This is a genomic window from Pleurocapsa sp. PCC 7319 (assembly GCF_000332195.1).
Classification (GTDB): Bacteria; Cyanobacteriota; Cyanobacteriia; order Cyanobacteriales; family Xenococcaceae; genus Waterburya.
On the sequence record NZ_KB235922.1, the window covers coordinates 5,480,924 to 5,494,140 of the forward strand.

The following is a 13,217-nucleotide window of genomic DNA, read 5'->3' on the forward strand; positions in this document are numbered from 1 at the left end:
TTAAACGTGATTCGCATATTAATCGTTGACGACCAAACTATCATTAGACATGGGCTTAAAAGCCTATTAGAACTTCAAGATGATTTATCTGTGGTCGGAGATGCCGGAAATGGAGAAGAAGCTTTGGATGCGATCGCCTCTTTAAAACAAGAATCTCAATTACCAGATGTCGTTTTATTAGATGTCCGAATGCCAATTATGGATGGCGTAGCCACCACTAAAGAATTACATCTGCATTATCCTGAAATAAAGATCTTAATTCTCACTACCTTCGATGACGATGAATACATTTCCCAAGCCATGAACTATGGAGCCAAGGGCTATTTACTTAAAGATAGTCCCCCGGAAGACTTAGCAATGGCAATCCGCGCGGTCAATAAAGGTCATACTTATATGGGCTCGGGTTTATTGGAGAAGATGTTACAGACATCTGCTAAACCTCAACTTGCAACCTCTAATATCTCTAGCCAACTAGCTGAAATTTCCCCTAGAGAAAGAGAGGTCTTAAATTTAATCGCTCAGGGGGCAAATAATCGAGAAATTGCGGAAAAATTATATATTTCTGAGAAAACGGTTAAAAATCATGTTACTAGTATCTTGAGTAAGTTAAATTTGCGCGATCGCACCCAAGTTGCAGTTTTTGTTAATCAAATAGAAATGTACTAATCAAAAATAAATTAACAGGTTTAAACCAGGAATAGTTCGTGAAAGTGTCCACAATAGCAGAATAATATATAAAACGCCTATGCACCATTGATACCAGACTAAAGTAGCAATCAGTCCTGGTAGATGTCGATCTCGAAGGCGGATATCATTAAATCCTAACTTGAAGATGTTGTTGGCACTAAAGTCGTAATAGTTTAACCAATTCCAACGTTTTTGCCATAAAATTGGCTGATAGCGATCGCGAAAAAAAGGAAATCGCGGCATAATAGGCAAACGACCCAAAAGTAGACGAAACTGCCGCATCGAACCATCTTCTACAAAGTAAGTCGTATCTAACAGCTTATGATATCTTCCTCGTCTATAAATCAAACTTATTATAAGTATTGGTATTGGTAAGCAAATTAGTGCAATACAGACTAAGGTTAGCCCAGGTCGATTACTGGCGATAAAAATATTGAGAATACTTAAAAAAGTCAGGATAAGATAACTAATACCCATCACAATAATTTCGTAGTTATTAGGTATTATTGGCTGAGAAATTCTGGGTCGATAGCGATCAAGCAGCCAAAATAAAAAACCAAAAAAAGCGATTATGACTATACCAATACTGAACAGTAAATTGATATTGGTACCATAATCTCCGAGTAATAATAATAAATTCAAACTCAACCATTGGGGTATGAGACTAAGCCAGCTCCAGCTAAATATTTTAGACCATGATATTTTAGTTAAGCGATCGCTTAGTTGTTTAGCTCTTAATTGCTCTCGTTGATATTCGATCTGATTGGCATCAGCTATTTGTTCTAAGCTACGAAAGTTACGAATCAAATTACGCAATACTGTTTCATTTCCTTCCAAACGTTCGACTCTAATGAAGTTACCAATTACATTGGTTTCACCGATGATTTTTGCTTCAGCCGAATCGAAAGCTAAGCCAGAAACATTAAGACTTACAGTGGGAGTTAAAAAGGCGTTACTAAAGTCAATTCTATCAAGCAAATGAGCATCTTGTAGATTAATAATTGAGTTAGCATAAATATCACGAAAAGTAATATTTTTCTCAAAAGTACTATTAATAAAAATGAGGGCATCTAGAAATTTAGCTTTTGCCAAAACTAAGCGATCGCGAAAAATAGTCTTACTAAAATCTGCTGGTTGAATAAATACACTACGAGTAAAATCAGCTAACTGATAAAATTTAGCTTCGTTAAATTCAATAAATGCTTCAATTTGACTATTGCTAAAATCCAAAATTCCTTGAAATTCGACTTGATATAATTTTGTTGGGGCAAAAAAATGAGATCGAGATAGATTAATATTCTGATTGAAAATAGCTTGACTAAAGTTTACTTCTCGACCAAAAATACTCTGCTCAAGTTTAACTACTCCTTGGAATTTGGCTGAGGTAGCTGTTAGCTGCTGTAAAAAAAGACTATTAGCTGCATTTACTTCTCCTGTAAAAATAGTGCTGTCAAGTTTAAATCCACAACGCAAGATATTAGCTCTAGGAATTTGCTGGCTGACATTATTTACTAAAGGGTAATATTGATTGATTTTTTCTTGTTCTAAAGGAGTAAAAGTTGAAGACAGCATTCCTGTTCCTAAAGAAGTCAAAATACCCAGTTGATTAAGTTGTAAGTCTCCCTGAATAATTGAGTTACTTAAGTCAAGACTGATAGAATTAGTAGCCCTATTGATAGTACTTCTGATTTCCCGATAAAATTGTTGACTAAATTCACTATCTGGATTGGAGATATCAATAATATAATTACTTAAATCAATCGTATCTTTTCCTTCTTGTTGAACTAGATTATTAACTTGCTGGTCAAGTATTTCTGGAGTCAAATAAATACGCTGTTCTGATTGAGCATTGGCTTCTAAGGGACTCAATATAAATAAAATTAGGCAAAATGCAACAATGAGCATACACCATGATTTAACAATAGCAGCCATAAACAGAGCAATTAATAATTAATAATGTCAATCTTCCTCTTATTTAAGGAGAAGTAATTGTCCATTGTCCATTATCAATTTTCAATTATTGAATATTTATCTGAAGTTTTTAGTATTTAGTTTTTAGTATTTAGTTTAAAAAAGAGTGCTAAAAACTCGTTTGAGTATAAGACGAGGGGCTGTCTAGGGAGGTTTCCTCCTTAGTTTATAAGCCCCGTCCCACTACCCGCTGTCCCCTGCATTCCGCAGTTCAAGACTATATCTGAACGACTAAAAACTAATGACTAACGACTAAGAACTTTATCTTTAAAAGCTGATAGCCAAGAGCTTCGCTCCCTTTATTAACTAACAAGGCTTTAATATCGTAACAGCATAACGTTCAGGGGATAAATACCGGCTAGCGATCGCCTGTAATTGTTCGGGCTGTAGTTGACTAATGATTTGGGGATAAAGAGCCGAATCAGAGGCTGTGGCGATGATATTATAAAATCCATATAATCCTGCCAACTGGTTAGGGGTCTCAGTGGAGAAAATATAGTCATTAATTAACTGTCGTTTCGCACGGGCGATCTCTGCTTCAGGGATCAGATAGGTTTGTAATCGGTTAAGGCGATCGCAAATTATATTTTCTACCATCTCTAAATATTCAATTTCTAACCAAGCATTGATGGTGAACATACTCGAGTCTTTTTGCAAAGAAAGACCACAGTCAATATTCAGAACTAACTGTCGTTCTTCCCTAAGTTCTCGTACTAATCCCGAACTGCGACCTCCAGTCAAAATCAAGGCAATTAAATCTAGAGCGATCGCCTCCTCCAAAAGTTCTGCACCAGGACAAATCCAGGCCATCAAAAGACGTGACTGTTCAATTCTGGGGAGATATAGTTCTTGGCGGCGAATAGCGATCGCGGGAGGTTCTGCTTCTATCAATATAGGGGGACATTCAGAACGCACACTAAACTCACTAAAATTCTCATTGGCTAAAGATAAAGCTTTTTCTGGTTCAATTCCGCCAACAATTACTACTGTCATATTTTCTGGCTGATAATAAGTCCGATGAAAACAGCGCATTTGATTGGGGGTATGTTCCAGTAATAATTCTTTTTCTCCTAAAATCGGACGTCGGTAGGGATGACACTGATAAGTGTTTTGACACAAAGCTTGAAATCCCACAAAATCCGGGTCGTCATGACTTGAATAAATTTCTTCCAGAACTACATCTCGTTCGCGAATAAATTCTTCATCGGGGATAGTTGCTCGCAACAAGATGTCGGCTAAAAGAGGCAAGGTCTTTTCGATGTGAGATGCGGCGTTAGTCAAATAGAAATGAGCATAATCGTAACTTGTAGCAGCGTTGGTAATTCCCCCAGTATTTTCAATCAGCCAGTCAAATTCTCCCACCATCACGTTAGGAGAACCTTTAAAAATCATATGTTCTAGAAAATGTGCCATTCCCGACCATTCCCCAGGTTCAGAGATGGCTCCCGCTTTAACCCAGATATCCGTAACCACCACAGATGTCGCAGGTAAATACTGGTGAATTACAGTTAATCCGTTGCTTAATTTAAAAGTATTAGCTTTAAACTGTACTGGGTAAAGAGATTGTGATAAATTTGGCATCAACTAGCTACATTAGCATTGAGTATAGCCAATGATAACTCTTTCTATTTTGTCTTACCTGTAAAATTTTTTACAGAAACTTGTGACAAGTTGTAGATATGCAACTAAAATTAATTTTTTGAAGATAAATATAGCCCACCGCCACGCCGTTTTACCTTAGTTTATGACCTGGAGAACCAGGATGGGAATTGGCTACTTTCGCTTCCATTTCCGAGTACTAGCTCGGTATACTTCCACGGAAATACTCGCTATTCCCTCATAAAATTAAGCATAGATCAATAAACTTAGCAGGTAGTCACCAACGCAGTAGTGGTACTTTAACTATAATAATCAGTTTTTTAGATTTAGCAAGGGGGAAATAGAGGAATAAGAGATGAGGAATAATTTTTTGTAACCTGTATTCAGCCACAAAGTTAGATGAGAACGATAGTATGAGAAGGTATTGATCGATTTACCCGTCTCAAAAGTATAGTGGAGCTAAAAAACGTAATCATTGCCTATAAGGCAGGGGACAAAAATAGTAGACAATGGGCTGAAAAATGCGCAGGAGAATTAGAAGCTCGCCAATGTAAGGTTCTATTAGGACCTAGCGGCATTAAAGATAATCCCTATCCTGTATTTTTAGCTTCTTCGGGGGTTAACATTAATTTGGCAGTTGTTTTAGGTGGAGATGGTACTATCTTGTCTGCTGCTAGACAATTAGCACCCCAAAAAATACCAATTTTGGCGGTAAATGTGGGTGGACATTTAGGATTTTTGACTGAACCGTTTGAACTATTTCGGCAAACAGAGACTATATGGGAGCGTTTACAGTCGGATCTTTATGCTGTTCAGAGACGCATGATGCTCCAAGCACAGATATTTGAGGGCGAAAGAACTAAATTAACCCCTGTCAGCGAGACATTTCATTGTCTGAATGAAATGTGCATCAAACCAGCAAGTATTGATCGTATGCCTACCTCAATCTTAGAAATGGAAGCAGATGGTCAACTAGTCGATCAGTATAGTGGAGATGGATTATTAGTTTCAACTCCCACTGGTTCTACTGGTTATACTGTTTCGGCCAGTGGTCCAATTTTACATCCAGGAATGTGGGCGATCGCGGTTACTCCCATTTGTCCTCTTAGTCTTTCTGGTCGTTCACTAGTTTTACCTCCTGGAAGTGTAGTTAGCGTTAGCCCTCTGAGAGACTATGAAGTTAACACTAAACTATGGACAGATGGTGCATTAGGTGCAACTATTTGGCCCGGTCAAAGAGTAGTAATTAAAATGGCCAATTGCCAAGCGCACTTTATCCTTCTGCGAGAAAGTTATTCTTTTTACGATACGTTGAGAGAAAAACTACAATGGGCAGGGACTAGAGTACATTATGAAAACGAGGAACAAAATTCTGCTAAAAAGTAAGTATTGTTAGTGTAGCCACTTAACCCACGAACTTTTGTGCTACTAACACAATTCAATGGTTTTTAAAGAATAGAAATACTAAATCAACTCCTAAATCTTGAATAATCGATGTGGTCTAAAAAACTTTCCCAGGTTGTTTTGACAGTAGTTACTGCTATCCTAATTCTAGTAACCAATATTAGTCCTGGACTGAGTCAAAATAACGACTCTGGCTTGCCCGAAGCTACTGTATTGATTGATGGTCGAAAAATATTCTCTGTAGGTACAGCTGGTAATAGCTCCGCAGAAGAAAGAGCAGAATATATTCGTGAAAAATTGAGAGAAGCAGTTGAAGATGATGACTTTGACGAGGTAATAATTAGAGAAAAAAATCGACTGCCTGTACTTAATTTATTGTATCAAAGGCAGCCAGAGCAAAATCCAGATAGCGAGTCAGAATTAGTTTCTCGAGAAGATCCCCAAGAGCTGCTGACCGTTACTGAAAAAGAAACTATCGGTGGGCAGACTAAACGTCAAGCTGCGGAAGATTTACAAGAAAAAATAACAGATGCGATCGCGCAAGCGAAAAAAGAGAGAACTCCTGCTTATATCCAGCGTCAAGCAATTATCGCCTGTATCTTGTTGGTACTGACTTTATTGGGATCGAGACTTTTAGATCAGCTACAAACCTATCCCCTAAGGCGGGCAATTCAAAGAGTTATCCCAGGATTACCTAGCAATACTAGTTCTCAAGCTTCTAACTTAACTACCTTATTTCGTCTTAAATTAGGATTTGCTCAATTTGCTCTATGGTTAGTCGCAATTGTGGTTATTTGCCATCTATTCTACTTCACCAGGGATGGGTTATACTTACTTCTCGATATAGCAGTTAAGACCTTTAAAGAACCCTTCTTTCCTTTGGGGGGGAATGACGTTTCAATTATTGGTCTACTAATTTTAATAGGATTGCTGATTATTTCATTCTATATTAGTAACTATCTTGCTAATTTGCTGCGTACCAATGTCTTGCAAGCTACCAGAATGACTAGGGGTTCGCAAGAGATAATTTCACTTGTTGTTAAATATGGTTTAATCTCTTTCGTCACCATAGTTTTGCTTCAGGCTTATGGTTTAAATTTAAGTTCTTTAGCATTTGCAAGTGGTGCCTTGGGTGTAGGTATTGGCTTGGGTTTTCAGGATATTGCTCGTAACTTTGCTAGCGGACTTGTATTGCTATTTGAACGTTCAGTTCAAGTAGGAGACTTTATTCAGGTGGGAGAACACTTAGGCGTAGTGGAAGAAGTTAATGCCCGCAGTATTGTACTCAAAACTTTAGATCGAATTTCTATCATTGTGCCTAATTCACGCTTTTTGAGTGAAGAAGTAGTCAATTGGAATCACCGTAGAAGCGTCTCCCGTATACACTTACCTATTGGAGTAGAATATGGCTCTGATGTGACCAAAGTTAAATCGGCTTTATTAAAAGCAGCAGAAGAGCATTTGGAGGTATTGCGTAACCCTCAGCCTCAAGTATTTTTTACTGAATTTGGTGATAGTTCTCTTGATTTTGAGCTATTGGTTTGGACGTCCGATCCTAGCCGCCAAGCACCGCTCAAAAGTGATCTGTATTTTAGAATTGAAGAAATTTTTCGCGAACAACAAATTCAGATTCCCTTTCCCCAAAGAGATATTAATTTCAGCACTAAAGATTTACCTCTTAGACTCTCCCCTCAATTGGAAGGTCATTTACTTTATTTGCTAAAAGGCTTGATCTCTCAGCAATATCCTAATCTTAAAAAGTAAGATTAGCTCTAAGTTATCAGCTATCAGCTATCAGCTTTTCATGTGTTTTTTAGAAAGTTTCACAGTGAAATTTAGCGAGAAATTAATGTTTTTCAAATATTGGAGAGCAGTATTTATTTCCAGAGATGATCACTGGAGTTCTTGAATGCGAATTCCTAAAGTATAAAGATTCTCGATATTCAAGTTAACGAATAGGTAAAACGTGATTATAAAAAAGCTAAATAAAAATGTGTAGAGAACTAAAGCTTTTGCCTTAGAATAGACACTTAATTCATTAATAACCTGTTTAAAAAGGTTAATAGGATTACGAACAATATCCCAACTATTAAATCGCAAATACCGACCGATATAAATACCGAAATTAGCCAACAAGACATAGCTGATTATAGCGATCCAACTTAATGCATTAGTTAAATGATTTCGTAATAAAAAGTGGATGATAGCTAGGGAATGACTACCAATTAATAGTCCTACCCCGACAATTGAAAGAATTTCGATATTGTCAAACCAAAAAGGGTCTTTGGCATCATCAGCAAAGCGATCGCGAAAGTGATGAACTTCAGTGATTAAATATACTGAATTAGGAAAGAAAACGAACCAAATAGCCAATAGAACTAATACTGTCCAAGTTTCATTAAATCCACTTCTGAGAAATAAGATATAGGCAGAGATCGAAAGTAGGAATGGAATCCAGGCAAGAATAATATTGAGCAGGAAGGGTTTATAAAAGCGACCTTGATAAAGTCGGCTCCTCATCCATTCCAAACCTAATGCAGCCAAGCTGAAGAAAAATATAATTGGAAGTCGTAAAAATAAATAACTAAACAGAATTTCTTCGTAAATCTCAATATCCATCTTGATCGGGTTTTTAAAGACTTTGTAAGGCTCTAATTTTCTGTCTTAAAGGTTCAATATCATGGCTGAATTTAGCCTGTTCACCTAGCTTGGCAAGTTGTTCCTTACGCTGAGCTAATTCTCCACAAAGCTGAATGAATTTACGGGGTTGAGGTTTTTGAAGCTGAAAACGGGATTGCTGATTATTTTTTTTGCCACAAAGAGCAAAGTAATTTGACTCTAAAATTGTTTGGGGGACCTCTTCAGGTAAATACTGTCGCAATCTGCTTTTTTGATAGGCAATTGCCCGTATAATCAGATAAATCATGACTCCTGCTGGAATCAAATAGGCGATCGCATTCCAAATTAGGGTTTGATTGCCATGGGATTGACCATAGAAATTACCTAAATCATAAGCACTGTGGGCTAATACAGCACCGAGCCATCCACCAAGAGGCGCAAGCCACTTAGTTCTTTGTTTAGGAGCAAGGCGGGCTATACCGAAACCAATTCCAATAAAAGCGGTATAGATAGCATGAGCAAATCCAAAAGCAATGATGTTGATCAGATAATTTTCTTGCCAGACTTCTGGATCGATAACGCTGCTAGACTGCAACAGCTTTTCGATTACTGCAAAGCCAAATCCTGCCATGGAGCCATAGATAATGCCATCAACCCAATCATCAAATTCTCGACGCACCAAAAAATACATCAGCACAACTGCCAATCCTTTGAATGTCTCTTCTGCAATCGGAGTAATCAAACCATAATTGATATAGGTCAAAGTATTTTGGTCGAAAAAGGGTCGTATGGCAATTGTCAAGCCAATTTCTGTTACCATACTCAGCATGGTGGCGGGGATAGCACCCCAAAAAAAAACTGCAATTATCCATCCATAGGGCTCTTTTTCGTAGCGATCTATTTGTAGCACTAACCAAATATAAAAGAGAAAAGGAAGAATGATCGCAACTGGATCGGATAAAGACATGGTGTTAGCCCAAAAACAAAGTTAATTGCCAAGCAGCAAGCAAAAATAGGTTATAAGCGATCGCCTGGGCATACTTTTGGTGTCGTCTCCAGACATTGAGGTTTAATTGTTTGTACAAATGCAGCAAACTGTTTGCCGTTATGCTGATTTAGAGCCAGAGTAGCTATTGCTTCTGGTTTGGGATTACCACGATGATTGACAGTTATAGTCTCATTTGCACTAATACCAAATTTCTGAAAAGTTTTTCTGGCAAATTGACAAGAGATAGGAAACTCTCCCATAAAAACTCTTCCTGCATCTGCTTCATAGTTCCAATAAAAAATATATTCTGACTCTTCATCCTTACAAAAATGATTAGTTACTTCGATCATTTTTTCTACATGGGCATCATAAAGTCTCAAACCATTGCCAATGCTCGTAGCAGTGCTGTGATCCCTTACTCGAAAAGTTGCTGTTCGAGAACTAAAGTCTCCACCAGCCCCCGCCAGGTTAATATAGGCTTTGGGTAGGGGAATCGCGATCGCTTTTTCAAACAAAGCAATACTAATTAACAGAGAAACTCCAATTAGCAATTTGTATTTTTTCATCATTTAGAATAGTTAAATAAAATCAATAAAAATTAAACTCAAGATTATCTAAAATTGGCTTAGCTGAAGACCAATAATCACTAGACATTTCCGCTGGAAAAAACACTGTAACCTGAATTGCTTGACCCATTGATTCTCCCAAAAGAATATGTCCCATCATTTCGTAATCATTGGCAAAGGTAATAATTTTTTTGACCCAAGGATATCTTAAATCTTGAGGGGGAGTAGCTTTTTTTACAATCGTCCAGCCATTATTTTCTAATAGTCCATTATCACCAGTCACAAACCTTTCTGCTGCTCTAGATGTGGCAACTCCAGTTGGTAGAAAGATCTGAACTTCAGCATCATCTAAAGCGTTATTTTGAGGTTTAAAGGTAAAGGAATATCCACATCCCTCAGTACTACAGTAATTGCCCCTTACCTGCATATTTTCAGGATAGCAAGTAATAATTAGCCCATTAGACTCAGCATACATTAGTAAATCATTGGCAGTAGAACTAGTTGGAAAGGGAGTAGTGCATTTATCAAAAGCTGCTTCTTGATTCACTTCAACAACTCTTTCTCTTATGGGCTCTTCTCCATCTGTTCCAAGAACAAATGTTTTCTCATCGATAATGTAGTTGTTATTGCCCTCAATCCCGACATATTTTCGACCTTCTTTTTGTATTGGAAAACGCTTGTATCCTGTTCCATCAAGGTAAGTGACTACACCTTGATAACTTGCTTCTCCTAAACAAATAGAAATTAAATAATTATTAGTTCTATAAGATGCTTGCTTTTTATTAAGTCCACATACGCTATGAGCAGTTGCGAATTGATTTGGGTTGGTAAAACAACCAAGTACAGCAGCAGCAAATATGGGAGTAATCTTCTCTGCAAATTTCTTTACTCGTTGTTTAATCATCTACACTCAGTTCAACTTTTTTCCAAGAAGAAATTACTTATTTATCGGGTTTTAGTAGTAATACTATTGCTGTTTATATTTGTTTTATGAACTCACAAAATTCTTAAAACTTTGATTAAAACAAATCTACTACTGCTCCAAAAATATAGCTTACCATTTCAAATATGTCGATCAACAAGCTTTGTTCTTAGCTAATAGCTATTAGCTTCGATATTCGCAAAAAAAAGAGACACATCTATGGTGGTGTGTCTCTATATATTCATACTTGAGATATTTCTCTAACTATTTCTATTTCACTTACTTAGTTTCGGAAAACTCAGCATCGATGACATCATCGCCACTACTACTACCTTCAGCATCTTCTGGAGGAGCTTCTGCGCCTGGTGCGCCTCCTGGTGCAGCATCTGCTGCCCCCTCACCTTGTTGATAGATGTTGCTGCCAATGCTGTAGAGAGTTTGTTGTAATTCAGGTAAGAGAGTTTTAATCTTCTCATCATCTTCCGATGCCACAGCTTCTTTAAGGTCTTTAATTAAACCTTCAGCCTTAGTTTTGTCATCGGCAGGTACTTTGTCTCCAAGTTCACTAAGTTGTTTTTCTGCTTGATAAACCAAGGAATCAGCTTGATTTTTGCGATCGATTGCTTCACGACGTTCCTTATCCGCAGCAGCATTAGACTCAGCTTCCTGAACCATGCGATCGACTTCATCATCGGGGAGAGTTGATGCCCCAGTAATACTAATTGATTGTTCCTTACCAGTACCTTTATCCTTGGCAGTCACGTTTAAGATACCATTGGCATCGATATCAAAAGTAACTTCAATTTGGGGTACACCGCGAGGAGCAGGAGGGATACCATCCAGACGGAATGTTCCCAAACTCTTATTGTCTTTGCCAAATTCCCTTTCGCCCTGTAGAACATGAATTTCTACATTGGTTTGACCATCAACGGCAGTAGAAAAAGTTTCCGATTTCTTGGTAGGAATAGTAGTGTTACGAGGAATGATCTTGGTCATTACACCACCCAAGGTTTCTACACCAAGAGAGAGAGGTGTAACGTCTAAGAGCAAGATATCTTTAACTTCTCCAGCCAAAACCCCAGCTTGAATTGCCGCACCAATAGCTACTACTTCGTCAGGGTTAACAGTTTGGTTAGGGTCTTTATCTAAAACTCTTTTGGTAACTGCAACGATCGCAGGAATGCGAGTTGAACCACCCACCATGACTACTTCGTCGATCGCCTCTTTAGCCAGCTTAGAATCTTTAAGGGCTTGCTCTACAGGAATACGACAGCGATCGATTAGATCGGAACAGAGTTCTTCAAACTTAGCTCTAGTCAAGGAAACATCTAAGTGTTTGGGTCCATCCTGAGTTGCAGTAATAAAAGGAAGGTTGATATCAGTTTGAGTCGCGCTGGAAAGTTCAATCTTGGCTTTTTCTGCAGCTTCAGTTAAACGCTGTAAAGCTTGATTGTCTTTGCGAAGATCGATACCTTCGTTTCTTTGAAATTCTTCTGCTAAATAGTCAACGATTTTTTTATCAAAGTCGTCACCACCCAAGTGGGTATCACCCGCAGTAGCCAGCACTTCAAATACGCCATCTCCCACCTCAAGGATAGAAACGTCGAAAGTACCACCACCTAAGTCAAACACAAGAATGGTTTCGTTACTTTTCTTGTCTAAACCATATGCCAGAGATGCCGCGGTAGGCTCGTTAATAATACGTAAAACTTCTACCCCAGCAATTTTTCCAGCATCCTTTGTCGCCTGACGCTGAGAATCATTAAAGTACGCTGGTACAGTAATAACCGCTTGAGTGACTTTTTCCCCTAGATACTTACTAGCATCTTCAATTAATTTACGTAAAACTTGAGCCGAAATTTCCTCTGGTGCGAACTGCTTTTCTTGTACAGGACAGTCGAGCTTAACGTTACCATTACTGTCTCTAATTACTTTATAGGCGACTTCCTTGGTTTCGTTAGTTACTTCATCGTACTTGCGTCCAATAAAGCGTTTAACTGAATAAAAGGTATTGCCAGTGTTCATTACAGCCTGACGTTTAGCAATCTGACCAACTAGAAGATCGCCGTTTTTAGCATAAGCGACAACTGAGGGAGTAGTTCTAAAACCTTCCGCGTTAGCGATAACTGTGGGCTTACCCCCTTCCATCACTGCTACACAAGAGTTAGTAGTTCCTAAGTCAATACCAACAACTTTTGCCATACTTTATGTAATACTCCGAAATTTAACAACAAAAACTAAAATTTTTTTGAGTCAGTGCAATATACAATGCGATAGATTATTTGTGACTTTAAAATTGGCTTGCTTTACTCGCCTCAGTTTTCACATCATCTTTATACATAGTGCAAGCTGATGATAGCTCTTAGGTAGTGTAGTTTTCCGAACCTGAGGATGGCGGTTGTAGATAAGTTCTTGACTTTAAGTTACCGATATTAATCTCGTTAAAATTTTTGAATCTCGC

General features: G+C 38.0%; 10 protein-coding genes and 1 other RNA gene. 3 read left to right on the forward strand and 8 right to left on the reverse strand.

Annotated elements, in window-relative coordinates; genetic code table 11:
• Nucleotides 1-6 precede the first annotated feature (6 nt).
• Complete coding sequence (locus PLEUR7319_RS0128980; RefSeq protein ID WP_019508730.1) at nucleotides 7-666, forward strand: response regulator transcription factor; 660 nt, start codon at nucleotides 7-9, stop codon at nucleotides 664-666.
• Here PLEUR7319_RS0128980 and PLEUR7319_RS0128985 read toward each other — a convergent pair whose 3' ends face one another.
• The 3 genes from PLEUR7319_RS0128985 to ssrS all read right to left on the reverse strand — a co-directional run bounded on the left by PLEUR7319_RS0128985 (nucleotide 667) and on the right by ssrS (nucleotide 4,555).
• The gene (locus PLEUR7319_RS0128985) at nucleotides 667-2,619 is read right to left on the reverse strand and encodes a pentapeptide repeat-containing protein (RefSeq protein ID WP_019508731.1); all 1,953 of its coding nucleotides are present in this window, start codon (nucleotides 2,617-2,619) and stop codon (nucleotides 667-669) included.
• A gap of 345 nt (nucleotides 2,620-2,964) precedes the next feature.
• Complete coding sequence (locus tag PLEUR7319_RS0128990; protein ID WP_019508732.1) at nucleotides 2,965-4,239, reverse strand: pitrilysin family protein; 1,275 nt, start codon at nucleotides 4,237-4,239, stop codon at nucleotides 2,965-2,967.
• A gap of 131 nt (nucleotides 4,240-4,370) precedes the next feature.
• A non-coding RNA gene (ssrS, locus tag PLEUR7319_RS39000) (6S RNA) lies at nucleotides 4,371-4,555 on the reverse strand.
• Nucleotides 4,556-4,710: 155 nt separating this feature from the next.
• Between ssrS and PLEUR7319_RS0128995 the strand changes: the two genes are divergently transcribed.
• Nucleotides 4,711-5,643: an NAD(+) kinase gene (locus tag PLEUR7319_RS0128995; protein ID WP_019508733.1), complete on the forward strand. Its 933-nt coding sequence runs from the start codon at nucleotides 4,711-4,713 to the stop codon at nucleotides 5,641-5,643.
• A 108-nt stretch (nucleotides 5,644-5,751) separates the two neighbouring features.
• A complete protein-coding gene (locus PLEUR7319_RS0129000) occupies nucleotides 5,752-7,425 on the forward strand; it encodes a mechanosensitive ion channel family protein (RefSeq protein ID WP_019508734.1) in 1,674 nt (557 codons plus the stop codon).
• A 129-nt stretch (nucleotides 7,426-7,554) separates the two neighbouring features.
• Here PLEUR7319_RS0129000 and PLEUR7319_RS0129005 read toward each other — a convergent pair whose 3' ends face one another.
• The 5 genes from PLEUR7319_RS0129005 to dnaK all read right to left on the reverse strand — a co-directional run bounded on the left by PLEUR7319_RS0129005 (nucleotide 7,555) and on the right by dnaK (nucleotide 12,958).
• Nucleotides 7,555-8,280 carry a DUF1361 domain-containing protein gene (locus PLEUR7319_RS0129005; protein WP_019508735.1) on the reverse strand — a complete coding sequence of 242 codons (726 nt, stop codon included), beginning with the start codon at nucleotides 8,278-8,280 and terminating at the stop codon, nucleotides 7,555-7,557.
• Between the two features lie 13 nt (nucleotides 8,281-8,293).
• Nucleotides 8,294-9,247 (reverse strand): PrsW family intramembrane metalloprotease, encoded by a 954-nt coding sequence (locus PLEUR7319_RS0129010; RefSeq protein ID WP_019508736.1) that lies wholly within the window; start codon nucleotides 9,245-9,247, stop codon nucleotides 8,294-8,296.
• A 50-nt stretch (nucleotides 9,248-9,297) separates the two neighbouring features.
• Nucleotides 9,298-9,837, reverse strand: a complete 540-nt coding sequence (locus tag PLEUR7319_RS0129015) for a hypothetical protein (protein ID WP_144054397.1) — start codon at nucleotides 9,835-9,837, stop codon at nucleotides 9,298-9,300.
• A gap of 19 nt (nucleotides 9,838-9,856) precedes the next feature.
• Nucleotides 9,857-10,738: a hypothetical protein gene (locus PLEUR7319_RS41005; protein WP_019508738.1), complete on the reverse strand. Its 882-nt coding sequence runs from the start codon at nucleotides 10,736-10,738 to the stop codon at nucleotides 9,857-9,859.
• 297 nt (nucleotides 10,739-11,035) lie between these two features.
• Nucleotides 11,036-12,958 (reverse strand): molecular chaperone DnaK, encoded by a 1,923-nt coding sequence (dnaK, locus tag PLEUR7319_RS0129025; protein WP_019508739.1) that lies wholly within the window; start codon nucleotides 12,956-12,958, stop codon nucleotides 11,036-11,038.
• Nucleotides 12,959-13,217: the final 259 nt, after the last annotated feature.

Bases quoted from the DNA above. Each gene is read 5' to 3' on its own strand.
- PLEUR7319_RS0128985 (WP_019508731.1), bottom strand. From the start codon at position 2,619: ATGGCTGCTATTGTTAAATCATGGTGTATGCTCATTGTTGCATTTTGC.
- PLEUR7319_RS0128990 (WP_019508732.1), bottom strand. From the start codon at position 4,239: ATGCCAAATTTATCACAATCTCTTTACCCAGTACAGTTTAAAGCTAAT.
- PLEUR7319_RS0129000 (WP_019508734.1), top strand. From the start codon at position 5,752: ATGTGGTCTAAAAAACTTTCCCAGGTTGTTTTGACAGTAGTTACTGCT.
- PLEUR7319_RS0129005 (WP_019508735.1), bottom strand. From the start codon at position 8,280: ATGGATATTGAGATTTACGAAGAAATTCTGTTTAGTTATTTATTTTTA.
- PLEUR7319_RS0129010 (WP_019508736.1), bottom strand. From the start codon at position 9,247: ATGTCTTTATCCGATCCAGTTGCGATCATTCTTCCTTTTCTCTTTTAT.
- PLEUR7319_RS0129015 (WP_144054397.1), bottom strand. From the start codon at position 9,837: ATGATGAAAAAATACAAATTGCTAATTGGAGTTTCTCTGTTAATTAGT.
- PLEUR7319_RS41005 (WP_019508738.1), bottom strand. From the start codon at position 10,738: ATGATTAAACAACGAGTAAAGAAATTTGCAGAGAAGATTACTCCCATA.
- dnaK (WP_019508739.1), bottom strand. From the start codon at position 12,958: ATGGCAAAAGTTGTTGGTATTGACTTAGGAACTACTAACTCTTGTGTA.